The 23,927-nt window shown below is 74.2% G+C and carries 22 protein-coding genes; 7 read left to right on the top strand and 15 right to left on the bottom strand.

The annotated features are described in order from the left end of the window. Positions 1-68 precede the first annotated feature (68 nt). On the top strand, positions 69-401 hold the full coding sequence (locus ACGFS9_RS18040) for a putative quinol monooxygenase (RefSeq protein WP_393254247.1): 333 nt from the start codon (positions 69-71) through the stop codon (positions 399-401). Between the two features lie 176 nt (positions 402-577). Here the strand turns inward: ACGFS9_RS18040 and ACGFS9_RS18045 are convergent, their stop codons facing one another. From ACGFS9_RS18045 to ACGFS9_RS18085, 9 genes are all read right to left on the bottom strand, one after another. Further along, positions 578-1,609 carry a medium chain dehydrogenase/reductase family protein gene (locus ACGFS9_RS18045; RefSeq protein ID WP_393254249.1) on the bottom strand — a complete coding sequence of 344 codons (1,032 nt, stop codon included), beginning with the start codon at positions 1,607-1,609 and terminating at the stop codon, positions 578-580. Positions 1,610-1,945: 336 nt separating this feature from the next. After that, positions 1,946-2,413, bottom strand: coding sequence for a DUF5990 family protein (locus tag ACGFS9_RS18050; protein WP_393254250.1), 468 nt, complete (start codon positions 2,411-2,413; stop codon positions 1,946-1,948). A 145-nt stretch (positions 2,414-2,558) separates the two neighbouring features. Continuing rightward, positions 2,559-4,199, bottom strand: a complete 1,641-nt coding sequence (pgm, locus tag ACGFS9_RS18055; RefSeq protein WP_393254252.1) for a phosphoglucomutase (alpha-D-glucose-1,6-bisphosphate-dependent) — start codon at positions 4,197-4,199, stop codon at positions 2,559-2,561. Between the two features lie 133 nt (positions 4,200-4,332). Next, the gene (locus tag ACGFS9_RS18060; protein ID WP_393254254.1) at positions 4,333-5,349 is read right to left on the bottom strand and encodes an MASE1 domain-containing protein; all 1,017 of its coding nucleotides are present in this window, start codon (positions 5,347-5,349) and stop codon (positions 4,333-4,335) included. Between the two features lie 144 nt (positions 5,350-5,493). Further along, positions 5,494-6,327, bottom strand: coding sequence for a PP2C family protein-serine/threonine phosphatase (locus ACGFS9_RS18065; protein ID WP_393254256.1), 834 nt, complete (start codon positions 6,325-6,327; stop codon positions 5,494-5,496). 239 nt (positions 6,328-6,566) lie between these two features. Continuing rightward, entirely contained in the window at positions 6,567-8,717 is a 2,151-nt protein-coding gene (locus ACGFS9_RS18070) for an MMPL family transporter (protein WP_393254257.1), read from the bottom strand. 270 nt (positions 8,718-8,987) lie between these two features. Further along, positions 8,988-9,746 carry an LmeA family phospholipid-binding protein gene (locus ACGFS9_RS18075; RefSeq protein ID WP_393254259.1) on the bottom strand — a complete coding sequence of 253 codons (759 nt, stop codon included), beginning with the start codon at positions 9,744-9,746 and terminating at the stop codon, positions 8,988-8,990. Next, on the bottom strand, positions 9,743-10,363 hold the full coding sequence (locus tag ACGFS9_RS18080; protein WP_393254261.1) for a TetR/AcrR family transcriptional regulator: 621 nt from the start codon (positions 10,361-10,363) through the stop codon (positions 9,743-9,745). Before ACGFS9_RS18080 ends, ACGFS9_RS18075 begins: the two co-directional genes overlap by 4 nt. 139 nt (positions 10,364-10,502) lie before the next feature. After that, the gene (locus ACGFS9_RS18085; protein ID WP_393254262.1) at positions 10,503-11,048 is read right to left on the bottom strand and encodes a GNAT family N-acetyltransferase; all 546 of its coding nucleotides are present in this window, start codon (positions 11,046-11,048) and stop codon (positions 10,503-10,505) included. A gap of 86 nt (positions 11,049-11,134) precedes the next feature. Between ACGFS9_RS18085 and ACGFS9_RS18090 the strand changes: the two genes are divergently transcribed. The 3 genes from ACGFS9_RS18090 to ACGFS9_RS18100 all read left to right on the top strand — a co-directional run bounded on the left by ACGFS9_RS18090 (position 11,135) and on the right by ACGFS9_RS18100 (position 13,391). Continuing rightward, complete coding sequence (locus ACGFS9_RS18090; RefSeq protein WP_393254264.1) at positions 11,135-11,569, top strand: OsmC family protein; 435 nt, start codon at positions 11,135-11,137, stop codon at positions 11,567-11,569. A 127-nt stretch (positions 11,570-11,696) separates the two neighbouring features. Further along, on the top strand, positions 11,697-12,173 hold the full coding sequence (locus ACGFS9_RS18095; protein ID WP_393254265.1) for an ATP-binding protein: 477 nt from the start codon (positions 11,697-11,699) through the stop codon (positions 12,171-12,173). Positions 12,174-12,497: 324 nt separating this feature from the next. After that, positions 12,498-13,391: a Ppx/GppA phosphatase family protein gene (locus ACGFS9_RS18100; RefSeq protein ID WP_393254267.1), complete on the top strand. Its 894-nt coding sequence runs from the start codon at positions 12,498-12,500 to the stop codon at positions 13,389-13,391. Positions 13,392-13,555: 164 nt separating this feature from the next. Here ACGFS9_RS18100 and ACGFS9_RS18105 read toward each other — a convergent pair whose 3' ends face one another. Further along, positions 13,556-14,689 (bottom strand): hypothetical protein, encoded by a 1,134-nt coding sequence (locus ACGFS9_RS18105; protein WP_393254268.1) that lies wholly within the window; start codon positions 14,687-14,689, stop codon positions 13,556-13,558. Between the two features lie 306 nt (positions 14,690-14,995). Between ACGFS9_RS18105 and ACGFS9_RS18110 the strand changes: the two genes are divergently transcribed. Continuing rightward, positions 14,996-15,361, top strand: a complete 366-nt coding sequence (locus tag ACGFS9_RS18110) for a hypothetical protein (RefSeq protein ID WP_393254270.1) — start codon at positions 14,996-14,998, stop codon at positions 15,359-15,361. Positions 15,362-15,532: 171 nt separating this feature from the next. Here the strand turns inward: ACGFS9_RS18110 and ACGFS9_RS18115 are convergent, their stop codons facing one another. The 4 genes from ACGFS9_RS18115 to ACGFS9_RS18130 all read right to left on the bottom strand — a co-directional run bounded on the left by ACGFS9_RS18115 (position 15,533) and on the right by ACGFS9_RS18130 (position 22,245). After that, positions 15,533-18,076: a discoidin domain-containing protein gene (locus ACGFS9_RS18115; protein WP_393254271.1), complete on the bottom strand. Its 2,544-nt coding sequence runs from the start codon at positions 18,074-18,076 to the stop codon at positions 15,533-15,535. Between the two features lie 381 nt (positions 18,077-18,457). Further along, a complete protein-coding gene (locus ACGFS9_RS18120; RefSeq protein ID WP_393254273.1) occupies positions 18,458-20,146 on the bottom strand; it encodes a tetratricopeptide repeat protein in 1,689 nt (562 codons plus the stop codon). 260 nt (positions 20,147-20,406) lie between these two features. Then, positions 20,407-21,912 (bottom strand): MFS transporter, encoded by a 1,506-nt coding sequence (locus ACGFS9_RS18125; RefSeq protein WP_393254381.1) that lies wholly within the window; start codon positions 21,910-21,912, stop codon positions 20,407-20,409. 159 nt (positions 21,913-22,071) lie between these two features. Next, on the bottom strand, positions 22,072-22,245 hold the full coding sequence (locus ACGFS9_RS18130; protein ID WP_393254274.1) for a CsbD family protein: 174 nt from the start codon (positions 22,243-22,245) through the stop codon (positions 22,072-22,074). A gap of 215 nt (positions 22,246-22,460) precedes the next feature. Here ACGFS9_RS18130 and ACGFS9_RS18135 point away from each other — a divergent pair, with 215 nt between their 5' ends. After that, a complete protein-coding gene (locus ACGFS9_RS18135) occupies positions 22,461-23,024 on the top strand; it encodes a DUF5709 domain-containing protein (RefSeq protein WP_393254275.1) in 564 nt (187 codons plus the stop codon). 326 nt (positions 23,025-23,350) lie between these two features. On the opposite strand, the gene ACGFS9_RS18140 is transcribed toward ACGFS9_RS18135, so the two are convergent. Beyond that, positions 23,351-23,518 (bottom strand): hypothetical protein, encoded by a 168-nt coding sequence (locus ACGFS9_RS18140; protein WP_393254276.1) that lies wholly within the window; start codon positions 23,516-23,518, stop codon positions 23,351-23,353. 208 nt (positions 23,519-23,726) lie between these two features. Here ACGFS9_RS18140 and ACGFS9_RS18145 point away from each other — a divergent pair, with 208 nt between their 5' ends. Continuing rightward, positions 23,727-23,906: a CsbD family protein gene (locus ACGFS9_RS18145; protein ID WP_393254277.1), complete on the top strand. Its 180-nt coding sequence runs from the start codon at positions 23,727-23,729 to the stop codon at positions 23,904-23,906. Positions 23,907-23,927: the final 21 nt, after the last annotated feature.

The following is a 23,927-nucleotide window of genomic DNA, read 5'->3' on the forward strand; positions in this document are numbered from 1 at the left end:
AACGGCGCCGCCACGGATCGCACCGGGCCGTCACCCGACGGCGCCGGACGAGAACGAAGGAGTGCCCGATGATCTTCATCACCGCCCGGTTCGACGTCCGCCCCGAGTACGCGGACCGGTGGCCGGAGATCACCGCGGACTTCACCGCCGCCACCCGCGCCGAGCCCGGCTGCCTGTCCTTCGACTGGTCCCGCAGTGTCGAGACCCCGACGGAGTACGTCCTGGTCGAGACCTTCCGGGACGAGGAGGCCGGGGCGGCTCATGTCGGGTCCGCCCACTTCAAGGCGGCCCAGCAGACGCTTCCGCCTCATCTGTCGGCGACACCGCGCATCGTGAACACGACGCTGTCCCAGGACGGCTGGTCGCTCCTCGGCGAGATGGCCGTCGAGGACGAGGCGTAGCCGACCGCGTCGGGCGTGCCTCCCCGGGAGCACGCCGGACCGTGTCTGCCGTGGCGCGTGCCGGACGTCCGGCAGGGACGTCCGGCCGGCTCCGGGCGCGTCCGCCGGAGCGGGTTCGGCGGAGCCCGTCCGCCGGAGCGCGTCCGCCGGAGCGGGTGGCCGCGCCGGGCACCTGATCAGGGGGTGAGGACGACCTTCCCGGCCACGGTGCCGGACTCGGCGAGCCGCAGCGCCTCGGCCACGTCCGCGAGGGGCAGGCTGGCGGCGATCCGCGGCGTCACCTCACCGCGCCGCAGGGCGGTGAAGACCTGGGTCAGGTCGGCGCGCAGCCGGGCCCGGAACCGGCCTTTCGACAGGGCCCGGCCGCCCCAGACGTTGTAGAAGAAGGCGCGCCGCCCGTTCGGCAGGGCGTTCCATCCCGCCACACGGGCGAGCAGTTTGAGGACCGGCCACTGCTTGGACCCGGTGGCGTCGCGGGTGGAGGCGCTGCCGTAGGCGACGAGGGTGCCTCCGGGGGCGAGGAGACGCCAGGAGTCGACGGCACTGCGTCCTCCGACGTGGTCGAAGACGGCGTCGACGCCGCGCGGGGCGAGCTCCCGGACGCGGGCCGGAACGTCGTCGGAGCGGTAGTCGACGGGGATGACGCCGCTCTCCGCGAGGGCGGCGTGATGGCGGGCCGAGGCCGTGCCGATCACCTTCGCCCCCGCGGCCTGGGCCAGCTGGACGAGGACGGTGCCGACCCCGCCGTTGGCGCCGTGCACCAGCACGGTCTGCCCGGCCCGGACGCGCGCCTTGCGGTGGAGCATCTGCCAGGCGGTGATCCCGTTGACGACCAGGGTCTCCGCCTCCGCCGCGCCGATCCCCGCGGGCACCGGGACGACGTCCGCGGCCTCGACGCGCACGTGGGTGGCCCATCCGCCGACCTTGAGCAGCGCGGCCACCCGGGTGCCCGCGAGCGCGGGGTCGACGCCCGGGCCCGTCGACAGGACGGTGCCGACCAGGTCGTAGCCGGGCACGAAGGGGAACGGCGGCTGGTCGTAGTACCGGCCGCGCCGCATCTGCTGCTCGGCGAAGGAGACGCCCGTCGCCTCCATCCGGATCACGACCTCGCCGGCGCTCGCCTCGGGGACGGCCCCGCGCCGGAACTCCAGCCCCTCCGGCTCCACCGTGCCCGGCAGGACGACCTCGACGCATGTCTCGGCGCTCATGACGACCTCCACTGATCTCCGCTGCCCGATATAGCGAGCACTGCTCTCGATAGTTAGAAGGTATAACTCTATGGCGAGAGGGTCAAGAACTTTCGTGACAGGGTCTAACGCACGGGCGCCGTGACGGCCGGACCGTGGGGACGACGATCGCGGCGGGGTCCGATCCGATCCGGCCGGCGCGTCGGGACCCGCAGGTGGTCGGCGCCCTGCACGGCCGGGGCCCTCCAGGCGGGCGTGCCCGGCACCGACCGCGGCGGCCCTTTCTCGGGAGCGACAGCGGAACCGGGCCCAGGCGGGCGCCGCCCCGGTCCCCTCCCGGCGGAGTGAGCGGGGCGGCTATCCGGCCCGTTCCGCCGTCCAGCCGATCTGCGGCGGCACGACGCGCCCGCACCGCGGAGCGCCAAAGGCGTCGGTCAGGCCCAGCCGTGCCACGAGCAGGCCGTCGCGCGCCGCGGCGGCCAGGACGTCGGCGGGAACGGCGTCGAGCATCAGCTTGGCCCGCCGGAACATGCTGAACACGCCCGCGTCGTCGACGGTGCCCCAGGACAGGTAGACGAAGCGGTGGCCGAGCCGGTGCTGCACGTGGGGCCCCGTCACGACGATGCCCGCCGGCGAGGTCTCCGCCACGCAGTCGAGGGTCCAGCAGGCGCGGGCGGCGTCGCCCGGCTGGGGGTCGAGCAGCTCGGCGGGGCGGTCGCGGCGCTGGACGGCCACGTGCACGTTGCCGTACGCCGGCACGGCGCGGCCCCCGGGATCGGAGCAGGAGCGTCCGGGCAGGTCGACGGCCTCGATACGGATGCGCATGCCCGTCATCATGCCGCTTCCCGCCGGGGCCCGGGCACGCCCCTCCCCCGCCAAGAAGCGGCACGACGGCAGGGCCAACGGCAGGACGTCCGCCACCGGGTGCGCGGGCGCGTCGGCGCCCGGCACCCGGTCGCGGACGCCGACGTCAGCCGGTCAGCGCGGCCGACACCACGGCCTTGGCCTCCTCCTGCACCTCGCGGAGGTGGTCGGTCCCGCGGAACGACTCCGCGTAGATCTTGTAGACGTCCTCGGTCCCCGAGGGGCGGGCCGCGAACCAGGCGTTCTCCGTGGTCACCTTGATGCCGCCGATCGGCGCGCCGTTGCCCGGCGCCTCGGTGAGCACGGCCGTGACCGCCTCTCCGGCGAGGGTGTCGGCGGTGATCTGCGCCGGGGAGAGCTTGGCGAGGAGGGCCTTCTCCTCGCGGGTCGCCGGGGCGTCGATGCGCTCGTAGGCGGGCTCGCCGAAGCGTCCGGTCAGCTCGGCGTAGTGCTCGGAGGGCGTTCGGCCGGTCGCGCCGGTGATCTCGGAGGCGAGCAGGGCCAGGATGATCCCGTCCTTGTCGGTGGTCCACACCGAACCGTCCCGGCGCAGGAAGGACGCGCCCGCCGACTCCTCGCCGCCGAAGCCGATGGAGCCGTCCACCAGCCCGTCGACGAACCACTTGAAGCCGACGGGCACCTCGACCAGCTCGCGGCCCAGGTCTGCGGCGACCCGGTCGATCATCCCGGAGGACACGAGGGTCTTGCCGATCCCGGTGGCCGCCGGCCACCGCTCCCGGTGGGTGTAGAGGTAGCCGATGGCGGCGGCGAGGTAGTGGTTGGGGTTCATCAGGCCGGCGTCGGGGGTGACGATGCCGTGGCGGTCGGCGTCGGCGTCGTTGCCGGTGGCGATCCGGTAGCGGTCGCGCTGGGCGATCAGCGAGGCCATGGCGTACGGGGAGGAGCAGTCCATGCGGATCTTGCCGTCCCAGTCCAGCGTCATGAAACGCCAGGTGGGGTCCGTGAGCGGGTTGACCACCGTGAGGTCGAGCCGGTGCTGCTCGGCGATCCGGCCCCAGTAGGCGACCGAGGCCCCGCCGAGCGGGTCGGCCCCGATCCGGACACCGGCGTCACGGATCGCGTCGAGGTCCACCACGCTCGGCAGGTCCGACACGTACGTGCCGAGGAAGTCGTACCGTCCGGTGCCGGGGGCGCTCAGCGCCCGGGTGTAGCCGACCCGCCGGACGTCCTTCAGGCCGTCCCGGACGAGTTCGTTGGCGCGGTCCTGGATCCACGAGGTGGCCTCGGAGCCCGCGGGGCCGCCGTTCGGCGGGTTGTACTTGAACCCGCCGTCACCCGGCGGATTGTGCGAGGGGGTGACGACGACGCCGTCCGCGAGGCCGGTGGTGCGGCCCCGGTTGTGGGTGAGGATGGCGTGCGACACCGCCGGAGTCGGGGTGTAGCCGTCCTCGCTGTCGAGCAGCACGGTCACACCGTGCGCCGCGAACACCTCCAGGGCGGTGACCTTCGCGGGCTCCGAGAGCGCGTGGCTGTCCGCCCCCAGGAAGAGCGGGCCGTCGGTGCCCTGGCGGTCGCGGTACTCGCAGATGGCCTGGCTCGTCGCGGCGATGTGGTCCTCGTTGAACGCGGTCGCCAGGGAGGAGCCGCGGTGCCCGGACGTACCGAAGGCGACGCGCTGGCCGGGGTCGGCCGGGTCGGGGTGGAGCGCGTAGTACGCGGTGACCAACCGGGCTGTGTCGACGAGATCCTCGGGGCCGGCCGGCTTACCCGCTCGCTCGTGCTGCATGTGCCCGCACCTCCACATCGGTGGTTCTTCGTGTGTCGACTCATCTTTCCCCACCGGCGGGCCGGGCGGCACGGCGCCTCGGGACGACGGCCCGCGCCACCGGCCGCCCCGGCGGGCGCAGTACGCGACGCCGTCACCTCAGCGGGTCGTCCTCGGGCGGAGGAGGCGGCGAGCGGGGCGGCGGCGGAGGGTTGCCCGCGGTCAGGTGCTCCAGCACCTGGACCAGTTCCTGGCATGCCTGTTCGACCGAGCGCCGGGTGTTGCGCTGCTCGGTGATCACGGCGGACAGCAGCAGCGCGGTCAGGGCCATGGACCCGTTGAACGCCTGGAGTTTGATCATGACCGAGGTGTCGCTCAGGTTCGCGAAGGCACCGCTCCCGTCCGTCGCGGCGACGGTGGCCATCACGGACGCGAACAGGGCGCACACCATGCTGCCCACCAGTTCGAAGCGCAGCGCCGCCCAGATCAGCAGCGGGTACACGAGGTAGAGGACGCTGAGGTTGCTGCGGGTGGCGTACGGCACGACCACGGCGACCGCGACCAGCAGGAGCACGGCCTCCTTCCACCGGGACGGTCTCAGTGTGGTGCGCAGCGTGTACGCCATGAGGATGACCGGGGTGACGATCAGGACGCCCACGGCGTCCCCCACCCACCAGGCGAGCCACACGGGCCAGAAGCCGCCCGCGGCGAGCTTGTCCGTGGCGATGAGCAGACCGACGGCCGACGTCGCGCTGATGGCCATGCTGCCGAGGGCCGCCAGGAAGACCAGGGCGAGGCCGTCCCGCAGCCGGCCCAGGTCGTTGCGGAAACCCACCGCGCGCAGCAGGAGGTAGGCGCACACGGGGGCGATGGTGTTGCCGGCGACGATGCCGGCCACGGACGGCGTGATCGACGAGAACGAGGAGATCGAGAGGACGACGAGGAACGCGCCGAGCGCGATCCCGGGCCAGGCCCACATGCCGAGGAGCAGCAGGGCGGCGACGGCGACGCCGGTGGGCGGCCAGATGGGGGTGAAGACCGCCCCATCGACGGAGAGTTGCCGCACGAGTCCAAGCCGTCCCGCTCCGAAGTAGCAGGCGGTGATCGCCAGCGTCTGGAGCGCCAGGACAGCCGGCCTGCGCAGCTCGTGCGTACCCACCACACGTGCCATCAGACACCGGTCCCGGCCGCGCGGCGAGGCGAGCGGGCGTTCGGCGGCAGGGGCGTGGGCCGACCGGGTCGGATCGCGGGCGGGCGACGTGCGGTGTCCGGTTCGCGGCGACGGGCGCACCCGGTCGGCGCGCAAAGGGTGCGCTCAGCGTGCGTGGTCGGCCGGACTGTCGTGGCCGACCACGAGCACCGCCGCGTCGTCCTCGTGGCCCACGCGCTCGGCTCCCCTGATCACGGCGGCGGCGAGCGATCCGGCCGACAGGCCCGCCACGGCGGCGACCCCCGCGAGCCGGACCGCCTGGTCCAGCCCCTCGTCGACGCTCATCGACGGGCCCTCCACGACGCCGTCGGTGAGCAGGACGAAGACACCGCCGGTGGTGAGCCGGTGCCGGGTCACCGGGTACGTCGTCCCGGCCGCGATCCCGAGCGGCGGTCCGCCCTCGTCGTCGGTGATGCCGGACCGTCCGTCCGCCGTGGCCCAGACGCACGGTATGTGCCCGGCCCGCGCGCTCTCCAGCAGTCCGGTGGCGGGGTCGAGCCGCATGAAGGTGCAGGTCGCGAAGAGGTCGGCGCCCAGGGAGAGGACGAGTTCGTTCGTCCGGGCCAGCAGGTCGCCGGGCTGGCTGGTCACCGACGCGAGGGCCCGCAGGCCCACCCGCACCTGGCCCATGAAGGCGGCGGCCTCGATGTTGTGCCCCTGCACGTCGCCTATGGACAGCCCGATGCGGCCGTCGGGCAGGACGAAGGCGTCGTACCAGTCGCCGCCCACGTTGAGGCCGTAGCAGGCCGGGGCGTACTGGACGGCCAGCTCGTACCCGGCGATGTCCGGCAGGTCTCCCGGCAGCATGCCGCGTTGCAGGGCGATGGCCAGCTCCACCTGCGAACGCTGGAACTCCGCGCGTTCGCGCGCCTGCGCGGTCAGCGACCCGAGCCTGGCCAGCAACTCGTCGTCGTCGCCCGTCGGGGGCTTGTGGGTCATCGGCCACCCCGGAGGAGGAACACGGCGGGAACCTGACTGAAAGCCTTCTATCGGATGATAGCGACCTGTGGCGCCCTACCGACATCGGTGGGCCGGGGACCGGGGCTCGCCCGGAGCGCGGGTGGGGGCGCCGGCCGGTCCGGACGGCAGGACCGTTCTCGCCGCACTGCCGGGGGCCGCCGGCCGCGCGTTCCGCCGCGCCGCCCGCCCGCGATGCCGTGTGCGGGCGGGGACGGCGGTCAGACGGTGGTGTGCGGGAGGATGCGGTCCAGCGGGCGCGGGAGCCACCAGTTGGCCCGGCCCATCAGGAACATCAGGGCCGGGACCAGGACCAGGCGCACCACGGTGGCGTCGAGGATGACGCTGATGGCCAGGCCGAGCGCGAGCATCTTGACCACGACGGTGGGTGAACCGGTGAAGGAGAGGAACACGGCCGTCATGATGAGGGCCGCGCAGGTGATGACCCGCCCCGTCAGCGCCAGGCCGGTGCCGACCGCACGCTCGTTGTCGTGGCCGGCGTGCCACTGCTCGGCGATGCGGGACAGCAGGAAGATCTCGTAGTCCATCGAGAGCCCGAAGACGATCGCGAACATCATCATGGGCACGTAGGACTCGATCGGCACGGGCTCGCTCATCCCGAGCAGGCCGTCGCCCCAGCCCCACTGGAAGACGGCGACCAGGACGCCGTACGACGCGGCGGTGGTGAGCACGTTCAGGGCGACCGCCTTCAGCGGGATCACCAGGCTGCGGAAGACGACCATGAGCAGCAGGAACGCGGCGACCAGCACGATGCCGACGATGAGGGGCAGGCGTTCGGTGACCGTGTCACGGAACTCGAGCTGCCCCGCGGTGGTGCCGGTCAGGCGGCCGACCGCGCCGGTCCCCTCCAGCGCGCCGGGCACGGCCGTGTCGGTCAGGTCCTCGAACAGGTCTGAGGTGGCGGCGGACTGCGGGCCCGTGGAGGGGACGACGGTGGTGACCAGGATGCTGCCGTCGTGGCTGGTCCGGGGCGGGGTGACACGGGCCACGCCGGGGGTCCGGGCGAGGGCGCCGGTGACCCGGCCGGCGACCGCGTCGGCCGGCGCGGTCGCGCCCGTCAGGTCCACGACCAGGGTGAACGGGCCGTTGACGCCGGGGCCGAAGCCGGGGCCCTCCGCGTCGGCGATCCAGTCGTAGGCGGTGCGCGTACTGCTGCCGACCGGGTCCGCCCCGTCGTCGATGTGCCCGAGGCGCAGGGAGAACAGCGGGACCGCGCACAGGGCGACGAGGAGGGACCCGGCGGTGAGGAACGTCCACGGGCGGCGCGCGACGAGCCGCGCGTAGCGGTGCCAGCCGTCATGGTGTCCCGCGCTCTCGGCGACCGGGGTGCGGCGCACCCGCAGCACGTCCACCCGTCCGCCGACGAGGCCCATGGCGGCGGGCACCAGGGTGAGGGCGGCGGCGGCCGTGACGGCGACGGCGATGGTGGCGGCGAGACCGAGCCGTCCCACCATGGTCAGCCCGCACGCGTACAGGCTGAGCAGGGCCACGGCGACGGTGACCGCGGCGACCAGGACGGCCCGGCCGCTGACCGCGGTCGTCCGCCCGACGGCGGTCCGGGGGTCCTCCCCCTCGATGAGGTACTGCCGGAACCGCGTGACGAGGAAGAGCGCGTAGTCGATGCCGACCCCGAGCCCGATCATCGTCGCGAGGGTGGGTGCGGCGGTGGCGAAGGTGAGGGTGCCCGCCACGATGCCGACGACGCCCAGCCCGACGCCCACGCTGACGAGGGCGGTGGCCAGCGGCATCAGGGCCGCGGCGACGCTGCCGAAGGCGAGCAGCAGCACGATCAGGGCGGCACCGACACCGACGGCCTCGGCGGTGGCGTCGCCTGCGGGGGCGCGGACGACGTCGTGGAGATCGCCGCCGTAGGCGACGGATATCCCGGCGTCCCGCGCGGGGGCGGTCGCCGCGTCGAGCCGTTCGGTGTAGGCGTGCCCGAGGGCCTTGGTCTTCTCGTCGAAGGAGACGGTCGTGTACGCGGTCGCGCCGTCGGTGCTGGTCACCGGGGCGGAGACGGCGGTGACGTGCGGCAGGCGGCGCAGGCGGTCCAGCGTGGCGTCGAGTCCGCCGCCGTGGCCGGCCACGGTGCCGGAGCCGACGTGGAGGACGACCTTGCCGTTCGGCGCGCCCGCCGCCGGGTCGGACCGCTCCAGCAGGTCGGCGCCGAGGGCGGTCTGGCTGCCCGGGAGGCTCACCTCGTCGCCGTAGGACGCTCCGACGGCGTGCCGGCCGGCGAAGGAGGCGGCCAGGACCAGCAGCCATACGGCGATCACCCGGACGGGATGGCGGGCGCAGAGGACGCCGGTCCGGTGCAGAAGCGACGGCCGCCGGGCAGGGGGAAGGGACACCACGCCTCCAGGACATGTGACAGGGCTGCCACCACCTAAGCGCCAAAGTGGCATGGCCGTCAATTGTCAGTTGTGCCACTTTACTGGCGGGTGCGAGGCCGCTCGGCGCACGCGGCCGCGTGCCGGGCCCTGCGGGATTCCGGCCGGCCGGCGGCGGAGACCCGTTCCCCGCGGGGCGGAGGGCCCGTAGGGACACCGGCGGGCCGGGGAACACGGCGGGGCGCCGCGGTCCCGGAGGACCGCGGCGCCCCGTGGGCGGCGCTGCGGCGGTCAGCCGTCGATCCGGCCCCCGCCGGCTCCGCAGGCCGCCGACCCGGACGCCCCGGCGCGTGCCTTCAGTCCCCCGGCGGCCACGTCGAAGTCCAGGACGAGGCCGTCCTCCGCGGCGTGGGCGCCGGTCAGCGTGGCACCGTCCGGGAGCTTGCCGATGTCGATCGTGCGCGGCTTCAGTCGGTCCGCGAACGCCCCGGCCCCCGGCAGCGCGGAAAGCGTCGACACCGGCAGGTCCCGGCCGAGGACGCGGACGGTGGCGGGGGTGATGGTGAGGCTGTGCGCGGTCGTCGTCAGCTTCGTCACGACCGTGACGGGCATGCCGGTACCGCCCGCCGTGCCGCTGAGCGTGAGGTGGGTGCCGTCCGTCCCGGTCTTCAGCCCGTCCGCGGCGCCACGCGCGTCCGCGGTCCGGTCGAGGGCGGCGTACCCGACGGTGGCGGTGGCGGTACCCCCGGATGACGATCCGCCGGTCGACACGTCCCGCAGGTAGACGTCCACGTCGAAGTCCGCGCCCCGGCGGCGGACACCGTCGGCGCCGACGTGGACGGTGCCGATCGTGCCGGTCAGCGCCCGGAGTCCGGCGAGGGTGCCGTCCAGGTCGACCTGGACCCCCCGGGTCGCACCGAGCCGGCAGGCGGCGGCCTCCGCGACCCTCCCCCGCACCCTGTGCTCCACGACGACGTCGGCGGTGCCGGCCGCGGCGAGAACGGCTGTGAGGCACAGAGCGGTGATGACGACTCGACGGCGACGGCTCACGGCCTGGTGGCTCCGATCATGGAGAGGAACACGAACGCCTGCGGAAGCAGGCGGTCGGGCTCCGCCGGAATGTTGGCGGTACGGCGGTTGCGCAGCGTCCGCAGGACGGCGCGGGCGGCGGACAGGGCGCAGTTGGCGATCACGGCGGCCTGCAGATCGGCGTCCGGCGCATCCTGCGGCAGGCGCTCCAGGACGAGTTCGGTCAGGCGCTCCTCGAACTGCTGGAACTGCCGGGACAGGCCCTCGCGGGCCTGCTCCCGGATCTCCCCGAGGGGGTGCGCGAGCGCCGTCAGACTGCTGGAGGCGAAGTAGGCGACGGCATCGGTGATGGCTCCGCAGGCCGCCGCGAGGGGCTCCTCGCCGCGCGGCCGGGCCAGGAACGCCTGCTCGATCCGCGCGTACAGTTCGGCCCCGTCGGGCAGCAGGAGGGCTTCCTTGCTGTCGAAGTAGCGGAAGAACGTCCGCTCCGAGACATTCGCCCCGGCCGCGATGTCGGCCACGGTGGTCTGCGCGAAGCCCTGTTCGGCGAAGAGCCGCCCGGCGGCCTCGCGCAGTCCGCGCCGGGTCTCGTCCTTCTTCCGCTCCCGCAGACCGGGCGGCCGGCTCGTCTCTGGCATGGAGCCACCCTGACCATCCGCGCCGGGTCTGTCAATTGTCACCCCTGCCACATAGGGCGGGTGGTCGGCCGACGACCGGCGGAGGGCGTAGCCAGGGCGGCCGGTCGTGGGCCGGCGGACGGCGCGGCGGCCCGCCGGTTCAGGGCGCCGGGGCCGGGCCGGTTGCGAGGAGTCCGCCCACCCACCAGTCGTGCGGCTCGCCGTCGACCTTGTCGCGGCCGCGCAGCGTCCCCTCCAGGGTGAAGCCGAGCCGCTCCGCCAGCGCGCGCGACGGCTCGTTGCCGACCATCGCCCACCATTCGAGCCGGTGGGCGCCGAGCGCGCGGAAGCCCCAGTCGCACAGGGCCCGCGCCGCTTCCCGTGCGTAGCCCTGGCCGCGCTGCTCCGCCGCCGCCCAGTACCCCAGCTCGTAGACCCCCTCGAACAACCTCGTCAGGCAGAACGACCCGACCAGCGCCCCGGTGTCGGCGCGGAACGCCCCGAGGATGTGGTCCCGGTTCTCCGCCCACCCCCGCGGCGCGGTGACGCCGACGAAGACCGCGGCGTCGTCGCGCCGGTAGGGAGTGGGTACCGGAGTGTAGTGCCGGATGTCCGGGTCCTGACAGGCCGCGTACACGGCGTCGGCGTCGTCGCCGGTGAAGGGTCGCAGGACGAGCCGCTCCGTCGTCAGGGTCACGGGTTCCATGCGGGAAGTATGGGCGGCACGGCCGGGCCGCTCCAGCGGATTTCCCGGCGAGGCACTCCGGACCGTGACGCCGTAGGGTCGCGGTCATGACGGACAACAACGAGCGGCGGGTCACCGTCGAGCGGACCGGGGCCGGGCGGTTCACCGCGAGGAACGAACGCGGCGGGACCGTGTCCTTCGGCACCGGCGCGGCGGGCGACGACTCCTTCACACCCGTCGAACTGCTGCTCGCCGCGCTCGGCGGGTGCAGCGCGGTCGACGTCGACGTGGCGACGACCCGGCACGCGGAGCCCGAGCGGTTCACGGTCACCGTGACCGGCGACAAGGTCTCCGACGAGCGGGGAAACCGGCTGACCGGCCTCGCGGTCTCCTTCGACGTGGCGTTCGCCGACGGCGAGTCCGCCGAGCGCGCCCGCGCCATCCTGCCGCGCGCGGTCCGTACCTCGCACGACCGGCTCTGCACGGTCAGCCGCACCGTCGAGATCGGCACCCCGGTCACGGCGACGGTCACGGACGGCTGAACGGGCGATGACGCCGGCGGGGCCGTGGTCCGGCGCGTCGCGGACGATCCCGCGACCGGGTGGAGTGAAGCACGGCTTTCGGGGCAGACGCCCGTACGTCGGAACGGGCGGAAGCGGGACGGGACACATGGGCCGGTCGGTGAGTGAAGCGGAACAGCGGAGTCAACGGGGTGCGCTGATCGAGGCGTCCGTCGCGTACGACGGGGACTCCGCGTGCATCGCGCGGGCGCGCGCGTTCGCCCGCGACTTCCTGGCCGAGGTGCAGGCCGTCGCGGGTCTGCCCGTCTCGGGGCGCGTCATGGGCATGGTTCCCCTGGTCGTCAGCGAACTGGTGACGAACGCGGTCAAGTACGCGGGCGGGCCCTGCCTGTTGTCGCTGAGCGTCGAGCAGGGCGCCGTACGGGCGACCGTCTGGGACTCCGACCCGACGCTGCCGGTCGCGCGCGCCGCCGACGTGGGCCGGGTCGGGCAGCACGGCCTGGAGATCGTGATGGGCGTGTGCCAGGCCTTCGAGGTGCACCGCGAACCGGTCGGCAAGCGCATCACCGCGGTCGTGGGGCTCGCCGACGCCCCGGACGGCGACGTGGCACGGTCCGCCGCCTGACACTCCCCCGCGGCCGGAACGGAGCGCCGCACCACACACGCAGCACGACCGGGTCCGGGCCCCGCACCGCCGGGTCCGGACCCCGGGCCGTGCGGACAGCCTCCCGGCGGGCGGGACGCACCGCCCTCATTTTCCCTCGTGCCCGGTCGGTTCCGGACCGGACGACGACCGGTTCCGGCCATCGTGGCGGCATCCTGTCGGGACTCCCGGCGCGCCGTGCGCGACAATGGTGCGTTCGATGTTCTCTCATCCGAGGAATACGGGGGTCCCCACGTGCGGCAGGCAGGCGTACTCGACGTCGGGTGTCACAGCGCGTTGCTCACCGTGGCGCGCCGACGCGGCGGAACCGACATGGAACCGGTGCTGTCCCGCAAGGTACGGCTCCAGTTGCACGAGACGCTCGACGCCCACGGCCGGCTGGACAAGACCGGCGTGCGCAGCGTGCAGCTCGCCGTGGCCGAAACCCTCGCCGAGGACGGCGAGAGCCTGCCCGACGTGTACGCGTTCGCCACCTCCGTCATCCGCGACGCGCCCAACCGGGAGGAAGTGCTGGCCCAGGTGGCCCGCGCCACCGGCACCCGGCTGCGGGTGCTGTCCGGCGAGGAGGAGGCGCGGCTCGCCTACGTGGCGGCGCGCCACTGGGCGGGCGGTGAGCCGGGGTCGCTGCTGGTCCTCGACATCGGCGGCGGCACGGTCGAGATCGCGGCCGGCAGCGCGAGACAGCCGCGCACCACGCTGTCCCTCCCCCTGGGCGCCCGGACGGTCACGCGTGCGTGGCGCCTGAACGAGGCCGTGTCCTCCAAGCGGCGGCTGGCCGAGGTCCGCGACCACCTCGGCGCCCGCCTGGCCGAGGTGAGCGACCTGCCGCGGGCCGACCCGGACGGGCGGGTCCTCGCCTGTTCCAAGACGTTCACCCAGCTCGCCCGCTACACCAGCGCCGGCCGCCCCCGGTCGTCGGGCCGGCAGCGGCTGACGATCGACGAGGTACGGGCCGCGGTGCGCGTCCTGGCCGGGCAGGGCTCCCAGGGCCGGAGCCGGCTGCCCGGCATCTCACGCCACCGCGCCGGACAGTCCCTGGCCGGGGCCCTGGTGGCGGAGGCGCTGATGAGCGCCTGCCGTGCCACGAGCGTGGAGATCTCCCCGTGGTCCACCCGGGAGGGTCTGCTGCTGGAACGACTCGGGGCCCTGCGCACCAAGAAGGGCTCCGCGACCCGCTGATCGGCCGGGCGTCCGCCGCGACCCGGGCGCCTCCCGCCCGGCGACCGCCGGACCGGTTTCCCCTCCCGCCCGGCTTCCGCCCGGCTTCCGCCCGGCTTCCGCCCGGGGAGCGGACACGCCGTCGGCGCGCCGCTCGCCGGGCGGACGGCTCCGCGCCGCCGCCGTCAGCCGGTCGGCGTGCCCTCCGGCGTGGCGGCCGTCGCCTCCGCCGTCGCCGGTGCCGGACGCCCGCGGGCTGCACGGCCCGCGACGAGGGCGGCGAGCAGCGCGGCCAGAGCCAGGAGAGCCGTGACCGCCGACGCCGCCGCGGCGGCCCACGGTGGTGCCGCCGTGGTGGCCAATGCCTGGGACAGGGACGTCGATCGGAGGCTGTCGCGCCCGAGTTCGAGGACCGCGAGGGCCGACGGCACCAGCACCGCGCCGGCCAGCAGGGGGACCGCGCCGCGCAGCAGCAGACAGACCCCGAGCAGCAGGCACAGCGCGAACACCGCGACGCCGAAGCCCTGGACGGGCAGCGTGGCGCCGTCGTGGCGCAGAGGCAGGAACATCGCTCCGCAGGCGACGAGGGCGAGGGCGGCGAGCCGGCGCGGCCAGTCCGGAGGCGCCGCGGATCTCACCGGATCGCGCTCCCCGCTCGTCCGCGGTGCGGCGGCGCCGCGCTCCCGGGGTGTGGGCCTGCCCGGTCCGCGTGAGGCGGCGGGCGCCGGTCCGCCGGGCTCGGCCGCGCGGACGGTGCCGGTCTCCGCGGGCCGAGTTCCGGACGGCTCCGCGCCGTCGAAGGGGTCCGGCCCGGTGCCGTCCGCGACCGTGCCGTCCCCGCGGGCCCGCTCGTCGGACAACCGGCCGATGAGTTCGACGAGTTCCTCGACCGGCCGGCCGGCCGCCACGGCCCGTACGGCCTCCTCGGCGCAGTGGGACTCGACGGACGGCCGGTGGAGCAGCGCCATCAGACGGCTGACGTCCTCGACGGGGCGGGACTCGGCCGCCGAGCGGATCACCTCGTCCGCGCTGCCGGGATCGCGAGGCGGGCTGGCCAGTTCGGCCACCAGCCGGCCGACGTCGTCGACGGAACGGTCCACCCCCGCGGCTCGGAGTGCGTCGACGGCGGCGCGGGCGTGGTCCGGTGACTGTTCCAGCAGCTTGATGAGCTGGATGACCTCGTCCAGGGACCGGTCGGCGACAGCCGCGTGCACCAGTCCCTGGAACGGGTCGGGGTGCGGCGGTGCGGGCGGTGTGTCGTGGGCGTCGAGGGTCGTGCCGGAACGGTCCGGGGCGGGAGAGGAAAGGGGGGTGCTCATCTTCTTTGCTCCAAATACTGGCTGCGGCCGCGCAGGCGACGCACGGTGCGACCGCTCTCCGGTCCCCGAATCCGTTCGCGGCCCGCTGCCCATTACTAGGGGCGCGGCGGGCGGGCCGCCACTCGGACGGGCCATCGGTGTGAGACGCCCTCCGCCCGCACGGCCGTGCGGCCCGCGGGCGGACGGTGGGAACAAATCCGGCCCCACGGGCGCTGATCCGAACAGCCGGCGGCGACCGGGGCGACCGGGTCCCGCACCGGACGGGGCGCCGGCGGACGATGCTTTCCAGGGAAGGGCGTGAGAGCGATGACGAGGTCCGGACAGGGTCTGGGCGGAGCGAGGGCGGCCGACGCACCGCTGGTGACGTCCTGCGGCCGGAGGATCGCCGTGAAGGAACTGCGGCTGTTCTGTCCGGAGCACCCGGTCGGGCGCGTCACCCTGGACGTGGGGCCCGATCAGGGCGACGAGCACGGGGTCTGGGCCTCGCTCACCCCGGCCGAGGCACGTGAGCTGGCCCGCCGACTCCTCGCGCACGCCGCGCTGGTGGAGCCGGCGAGGCCACCCGACCACGAGGGCGCGCGGACCCACGACGGCCCGCTCGCCGCGCCCGGACCGGACGGCGTGCCGCCGCGGGAGCGGCGGCCGGAGCGACTCGGCCGCCCCGTGTCCTGAGAACGCCGGGCCCGGCAAACCGGGCCCGGCGGACCGGGCACGGCGCGGCGCCGCCCCGCGGAACGGCGCACGGGTGCCGGTGGCGCCGACGGCGGGATCACCCTCGGCGCCACCACCTCCCCGGGCCCGTTGCCGCCGCCGCGGTCACGGCCCCGGGGAGGGGTGCGCAGGTCACGGGAAGAGCGTGACCTTCGAGGGGATGGTGTCGGTGCCCGAGGTGGGGGCGCCGGTGTTGTTGACGACGTGGGCGTACTGGCCCTTGCCGCCCAGCGAGATCACCTGGATGTCGTGCAGTTTGATCCCCGTCTTGACCGGCACCTGGAAGCCGTGGGCCTGGACGATCGAGGGGTCCGAGGTGAAGTTGCAGTAGCTTCCCAGCCCCCACGCCTCGTGGACGTTGACGGAATCGGCGACCTTGTAGGCCGCGTATCCGACGATGCCGTCATGGGTGACGGCGGCGGCGTTCGGCACGTCGTACGCCTTCTCGTTCTGGAAGAAGATCGTGCGTCCGCGCTCGCCGTTCCACAGCACGTCGTACTTGTTGAAGTGCTCGACGAACAGACCGGTGGCGAGGACGTCGTCACCGTTGACCACGAGGCCGTAGTCGGCGCGATTGGTGTCCCAGCCGACCCCCTGGCCGTGGTCGGCGCGCCAGAGCCAGGTGTGGTCGACGACGACGTCGTCGCTGTTGATCACGACGGAGTTGGTGGCCAGGCCGGGGCCCGCGCCGCCGATGCGCACGAACACGTCCTGCATGGTGGTGGGGTTCGCGGCGTGGTCGGCGGAGCTGCCGGGCGCGCCGATCTGCAGCAGGGTGCCGGAGTTGGAGCGGCCGGCGTCAATCAGGAACCCGGCGAGCCTGACTCCGTCGACGTCCGCCACGTGCATGGCGTCGACGCCGTTGTCCGGGATGATGGTCGCCAGACCGAGGCCGAGGACGACGGTGTTCGCCCGGGTCACGTTGATGGTCTGGTCGAGGTGGTAGACGCCCGGGGTGAAGAGCAGGTTCAGGCCCTGGGCGAGGGCGGTGTTGATGGTCGCCGCGGTCGCGCCGGGCTTGACCACGTAGAACTGGTCAAGCGGAATCGACGACCCGGCCGTGTTGGGCCAAGACACGCCGCGCGCGTTGGTGCGCTTGGCGGGCACGAACACCTTGTACGCGTTGCCGTCCAGGTAGAGGTACGGCTTCTCGCGCGAGACGGGGGTGTTGTCGAGGGTGGTGTACGGACCGGAGTCGAAGTTGGTGGCCGGGGCGCCCTGCACACCGGAGAACGTCATGTTCCAGACGCCGTTGGTCCAGCCGCCGACGGAGCTGTCCCGGGTGTACCACTGCTGCTGCGAGTAGGGGCCGACCGTGCCGTCGATCTTGGAGTCGGCGATGTAGCCGCCGGAGGCCCAGCCGTAGCCGTTGGGCGCGAGGTTGAGCCCGCCCTGCACGTGGATGCGGCGGAAGGGGGCGGCCTGGGCGACCGCCCAGCGGTCGGTGCCGTTGGAGGGGGTGATCGACAGGTTCTCCGCCGAACGCCAGAAGTTCTGGGTCGCGTTGCCGTTGAACCAGCCCGCGTCGACGGTGATGTCACCGTTGATGTGGACGTCGTCCGGGTTCAGGCCGAGGCCCGAGACCGAGGTGTAGAAGCCCACCTGCGCGTTGATGCCGTTGTAGGTGCCGGGCTTCATCAGGAACTGGTAGCGGCCGGTGCCGAACTGGTTCGACTCCTGCTGGGCGAAGACCTGGTCGAACTTCGCCTGCAGGTTGGGGGTCGAGGGGTCGACGACGATGACGTTGGGGCCGAGGTCGCCGCCGCCCTGGACGGGACCGCCGCCTCCGCCGGAGCCGGTGTGGACGGCCACCTCCCAGAGTGAGTACCCGTATCCGGTGCCGCGGGTCGTGCCGTAGATCCGGACGTAGCGGCCCTGGCCGGACACGTCGTAGGAGGTCGAGCCGGCGGAGCCGTCGGTCACGGACTTCAGCGTGGTCCAGCTCTGGCCGTCGGCCGAGGACTGGATCTTGAAGGCCTTGCCGTACGCCGCTTCCCAGTCGAGGTCCACCCGGCACAGGGACATGGAGGACCCGAGGTCGACCTGGAGCCACTGCGGGTCGGAGGCCGCGCTGGACCAGCGGGTCCCGGTGTTGCCGTCGAACGCGGCCGAGGCGGGGGTACCGGCGTTCTCCGTGGAGGAGGCGCTCGCCGGCTTGCCCTGGGCGGCGTTGGCGCTGTCGCAGCCCGCGGGCTGGGTGGTGCCGGCGGTGCCGAAGACCTGGAACTCCCAGAGGGAGTAGCCGTACTGCGTTCCGCGGTGCACGCCGTACATCCGCACGTAGCGGCCCTGGCCGGACACGTCGAGGCTGTCGGTGCCGCCGTCTCCGCCGGTCACGGTCTTGATGTCGGTCCAGGTGGTCCCGTCGGGGGACGTCTGGATCTTGTAGTCCTTCCCGTACGCGGTCTCCCAGTCGAGGACGACCTTGGTGATGGTCGCCGAGGAGCCGAGGTCGACCTGGAGCCACTGGGTGTCCAGGGCGGCGGAGGACCAGCGGGTCGAGGTGTCGCCGTCGACGGCCTTGGCGGCGGAGGTGCCCCCGTTCTCGTCGGAGGACGACGTGGCGGTCCTGCCCTGGGACAGCGGCAGATCGGCCGCCGCGGCCGGGCTGTTCAGGGGCAGGGTGACGAGCGCGGCCATGGCGGCCAGCGCGACACCCAACGTTCTCAGTTTCATGCCGTGACTCCATGCGGGTGGGGTGACGAGCGGAGCGGGCGCACGGGAAGGGGGCGCAGGAGCGAGTTCTGCCCGTGCGGCCCGTGAGCGTGAACTAGCCTTCCGGCGCGCTTAGTTCACGGTTTGATTTAAGTAATGAACCATTGGGGTGGCAAGAGCCGTGACGCGAGTTTCTTCAACTCGCCGTCCCGCGGGGTGTCATGGCGGGCGTCATGGCGGGTGTCCGCGAGCGGCGTGACCTGGACGGGGACCGCCGGGACCTCCCGGCGGTCCCCGGACGGTTCCTTCACACCGTGAAGGCGCGGCTGCCGCGGGCACCCGGCCGCGGCCCGCCGGAGGGGGACGCGCCGCGGCCCGGGCCCCGGGCCGCGGCGCCGGCCGTCAGCAGCAGTCGTGCCGCGCGGCCCCGGTGCCGGGTGCGGACCGCGACGTCTCCAGGCGGCAGAAGCACGACGCCTCGATCGGCACGTCCGCCTGGGCGAGTGCCAGCTTGAGCTGCTGCGCCACGATCTGCGCCTCGCCCGCCCTGCCGAGCCGGACCAGGCACTCGTGGAAGCCGTGCAGAGCCCAGACGTTGCCCGGGTGCCGGGAGGGGCGGGGCAGGGTGTCGTCGATGCCGAGGTCGGCGCGGTAGACGGCCTCCGCCTCCGCCACCCGGCCCTGTTCCAGCAGCAGGGCGCCGTAGGCGTGCCGGGTCGGCTGCATCCAGCCCCAGGGCTCGTCGTAGGGCAGGCCGTCGTCCAGCGCGATCGACCGCTCCAGGGCGGCGAAGGCGGTGGCGTGGTCGCCCCGGCGGTAGGCCAGTTCTCCGTCGAGCATCTCCGAGGCGATCGCGAGGATGTCGGCGCACGTGTTGTTGAACAGCATGCGGGTCGCGGGCACGCGGGCCACCGCCTCGCGGAACAGCGCGCGTTCCGCGCCCGCCTCGTCGGTGCGGCCGGTCGCGGACAGGGCGACACCGCGGGCGTAGTGGAGCATCGCGGTCGTCACGCAGTACAGCCGCGGGTCGGCGGGGTGCGGCAGGCGCAGGATGTCCTCCCAGCGGCCGAACCGGATCAGCACGTGGACCCGCATCGCGAGGAAGCTCTCCAGCCAGTCCGCCATGGGCGGGCTTTCCACCCGGAGCAGTTCCTCGGGAATGGAGTCCTCCAGGCGTGCGGCGGTCTCCAGCGCGATCCTCTCCCGGCCGAGGAACATGGCCCCGTAGATCCGGAAGTGGTAGTCGTGCGACCGATACAGGGTGTAGAAGTTCATGGCGCCGGACCGCGCGCGGTACTTCTCGTCCGCGGCGATCGCGGTGGCGTTGTCCGCCACCACCCGCCGGTAGTCGCCGCACAGCACGTCCAGGTGCGTGGGCATGTGCTGGAGATGGCCCGCGTCGGGCACCAGACCGCGCAGCAGGTCCGCGACGGGCAGGGCCGCCTCCGGCGTGGGGGACATCTCCATCAGGTGGATGTAGAAGTGCAGCAGACCGGGGTGCCGCTCCCCCTCCTCCGTGGCCAGCGCCCGCTCCAGCACCGCCTTGGCCTCGGACGTCCGGGCTCCCTCGGCGGGTTCGCCGGTCCGCAGGTCCCAGAGCTGCCAGGGGGTCAGGTTCATGAGGGCGTCGGCGTAGAGGGCGGCGACGTCGAGGTCGTCGGGGGCGCTCGCGTGGGCGGCGCGCATGCCCTCCGCGTAGGCCGCGTTCCAGACCGAGCAGTCCTCGACCGGGTCCGCCCGGGGATAGCGGTGTCCGAGCGCGCCGATCAGTGCCTGTTCGACGGGGGTGGCGGTGGCCGCCTTGGCCCGGGCGAGCCGCGCCGCGGAGTGCGTCCGCTCGACCGTACGGACCAGGTCGTCGCCGTCGAAGAACTCCCACGGCTTGTTGTAGTTGGGGCCGAGCGCGTAGGCGATGCCCCAGTAGGCCATCGCGCAGTCGGGGTCGGCGGCGGCTGCGGTCTCGAAGCAGTGGACGGCCTCCTCGTGGTGGAAGGCGTAGGACCACACCAGGCCGCGGTCGAACCACCGTTGGGCCTCGGGCGACGTGGTCGTGACCGGCCGGCCGTGGGTGCCGAGATCGTAGTACTCCATACCGTTCTCCCCGTCCTCCCCGGCCCCTGCCGAAAGGGCACCGACCTCACCATCGTGGGGCATGCGGGACGCGTCGCGCCGCCCGAATCGCCCGATACCGTGACGGCGCGGAAGCCGGGGTGCCGAAGGCCCCGCCCGTGTCCGGCGCACGGGTGCGCGACCGGCGCCCCGACCGGGCGGGCAGTCGCGGCGGGCCGGTGACGGCGGCGCCTCCCGGGCGCCGCCGCGGCAGCCCCGGGCGGGCGCGCGGCCGTCCGGGTTCAGGAGTGACTGGCGTGCGTCGGGTCGTGCGACCACTCCGGCGGGCCGGGCGGCCGGCCGGGGCGGCGGTCGCGCAGCCAGTCGCGCACGGCGAGGGCGAACGCCAGGAGGATGACGAGGGTTCCCGTCCCGACGGCGACCGCCACCGCCGACCGGTAGTCGCGGTGTCCCGTGCCGAGCACCAGGTAGAACAGGCCCGGCAGCGCGGCCGTGCCGACCGCGCCGCCCAGTCGCTGGGCCGTCTGGAGCGCGCCGCCCGCCGCGCCCGCCATCCGCACGGGGACGTCGCGCAAGGTCATGGTCACGTTGGGCGAGATGACGCACCCGCTGCCCAGCCCGCCCACGAACAGGGCGGGGGCCGTCCACCAGACCGCGCCGCCGGAGGCTCCCGAGCGCAGCACCAGGACGGCGCCGCCGAGCCCGAGTGCGACGGCACCGAGACCCCAGACCGTCAGCAGCCGTCCGAACCGCTCCACCAGCCGTCCGGCGATCACCGCCGCCGCGGCCGAGCCGAGCGCGAACGGTGTCACGGCGAGCCCCGAGCGCAGCGGGGAGAACCCCTCACCGTCCTGGAAGTACAGGGCGAACACCAGCCAGACCCCGCTGAACCCCACGAAGTACAGGGCGGCGATGGACGCGCCGGCCGCGTAGCCGCGGGTGCTCGTGACCAGCCGGGGGTCCAGCAGCGGGCGGCCGCCGGCCGCCGCGAGGTGCCGTTCCCAGCGGGCGAACACCCCGAGGAAAGCGATTCCCGCGGGGAAGAGCCACCACAGTTCGCGGACGCCGCCGGACTCCGCCATCACCAGCGGCAGCATCAGCGCGAGCACCCCGCACCCGAGGAGCAGAACGCCGGGCAGGTCGAGGCGCTCCCGGCGCCCCGGGGCGACCCTGGGCAGCAGGCGCAGGCCCAGCAGGAGGGCGACGGCCCCGACGGGCACGTTCACGTAGAAGATCCAGCGCCATCCGCCGGGCCCGTCGGCGAGGTTCAGGATGAGTCCGCCGACGACGGGGCCGACGGCGCTGGAGATGCCGACGGTGGCCCCGAAGAGGCCGAAGGCCCGTCCGCGCTCGGCGCCGCGGAACATCTGCTGGATGAGGGCGGAGTTCTGCGGGGCGAGGCATCCGGCGGCCACCCCTTGCGCCAGCCGGGCGGCGACGAGCCAGCCGATGCCCCCGGCGGCACCCGCCGCCGCGCTGCACAGGACGAAGGCCGCGAGCGCCGTCAGGAAGATCCTCCGCCGGCCCATCGCGTCACCGAGGCGTCCGGCGGTCACCAGCACCAGGGCGAAGGTGAGGGCGTATCCGGAGACGACCCACTGGATGGCCGGGGCGGAGGCGTGCAGGTCACGCTGCATGGACGGCAGGGCGACGGCGACGATGGTGACGTCGAGCAGACTCATGAACCCGGCGGCCAGGGTCACCCACAGGGCGCGCCAGCGCCGCGGATCGGCTCCTTCGGCCGGCTCCCGCGCACCGTCGCCCCGCCCGCCTGTCCGCGCGTGCACCGCTCCCACGCCGGGTGCTCCTCTCCGCCGCTCCCCACCATCCTCGGCCCGCGCGGCCGGACGGCAACACGGACGCCGGGCGCACCGGTGCCCGGACAGGCCGGTGGGGCCCGTTCCGGGGAACGGGCCCCACCCGGCACGGCCCGAGGCCGTGCGACGTCAGTGCTTGAAGGAGTCCTTCGTCTTCTCCTTGGCCTGCCGTGCGTCGCCCTTGGCCTTCTCGGCGCGGCCCTCGGCGGTCATCCGCTCGTTGCCCACCGCGCGTCCGGTGGTCTCCTTGGCCTTGCCCTTGGCCTGTTCCATCTTGGCCTTGGCCTTCTGGTCGCCAGCCACAACTGCTCACTTCCCCATCAGGCTCGACATCGGTTGCTGGAACCCGGGTGACCGTCCAGGCCGGGGCCAAACATCCGGGCCGCGGATCACCGCCCGCCGCGAACGGTCACCGTGGGTGCGCACGGCTCGCCCGGCGTGCCGGAACGGGTGGGCCGGGCGAGCCTGGGTACGCGGGGCGATGACACGTTTCGAACCATCCGGAGGTCGCTGACGACATGGGCAGCCAGAGCGAGGACGACGCCATGGGGGACGAGGTCTACCAGCCGGAGGGCCTCGACGACCGCGAGGACGAGGGCATCCTCGACGCGGAGGACACCCTGGAGGACCGGGGCGCCGACCCCTACGACGAGGGATGGTCACCGCCCGAGCGCCCGCTGGGCGTCGAACACCAGGGCATCACGGAGCGTGAGCAACGCGAGGGCGAGACCCTCGACGAGCGGCTCGCCGAGGAGCGGCGGGACCCCGCGCTGGAGGAACCGGACGCGGCCGACGACGGGGTGGGCGACCTGGAGGACGGTGCCGGCGAGCCGCTGGACGGCGAGGTGGGCGGGGACCGCGCGGGGCGTCTGGTGGGCTACGACGGGGACGCCCTGGAGGACGCCGAGAACGACATGCTCGCCGAGGACGTCGGGATCGACGGTGCCGCGGCGTCCGCCGAGGAGGCGGCGGTCCATCTGGTCCCCGACGACGTGCCGGAGGTGCCGCAGGACGACGGCCTCCGGCAGGCGCCGCAGGACGAGGTCCGGCGCCTGCGGTCCGAGGCGGACGGCGGCGCGTGACCCGCTCCGCCTGACCCGGACCGCCGAGCCCACCGGATGGGGGCGCCCTCCCGAGGCGGGAGGGCGCCCCCATCCGGTGCGCCGGTGACCGCCGCGGACAGGGCCCGCGCGTGGGGACGGGAACGGGCGGGGGGGGCCCCCGGGGGGGGGGGGGCCCGCCCGGGCCCGCCCCCGCCCCCCGGCGGGGGGGCGCCCCCGGGGGGGGCCGGCCCCCCCCGCGGCCGGGCGGGGGGGCGGCCCGCCCCGGGGGGGGCCGCGGCGCGGGGCCCCCCCCCCCCGCCCGCCCCCGTCCCCGGCGCCCGGACGGTCGTCCTCCGCGGGGGCGCTCAGTCCTCGCCCCGGACGATGTTGCCCTCGGGGACGGGCCGGTCCGGGCGGGCCGTCCGGTCGATGGTCGCGGGGACACAGGTCCGCGGACCACTCCCCCGACGGCGCGCCTCGGCCCACTCCGTCTCGGTCCGGATGATGGTCCTGCTGCTGGTGTCCGCGGTCACGACGCTTCATCTTCCTTCTGTGTCCGGCCCGTTCGGGACCTGCTTCCCTGCGCCTCCGGGCTCCTTTCCTCCGGGTCCCCGCAGTCGGCGCGCGGAAACCCGCCGCGATCCGGCTCGCGGCGGTCCGGCCGGTTTGCGGGGGCGTCGGCGGGCCAGACGGTGAGGGAGGCCGCGAAGCGGCGCCGGAGGTCCCCCCGGGAGGACGGCGATGAGGTTCAAGGGCAATCCGAAGGTGACACAGCTCAAGGGCAGGGTGACGGAGTCGGTCGGCCGGGCCATGGGCGACCCGGCGGTCGAGCGGGCCGGACGCCGGGAGCAACTGCGCGGCAGGGCCCAGGAGATGACCCGAACGGCGACATCCCGCGTACGGCGCTGGGCCGGACGCTGACAGCGCCCGGCCGGCAGCACG

Origin of the sequence: Streptomyces sp. NPDC048566 (assembly GCF_043199735.1) — a bacterium.
GTDB lineage: Bacteria > Actinomycetota > Actinomycetes > Streptomycetales > Streptomycetaceae > Streptomyces.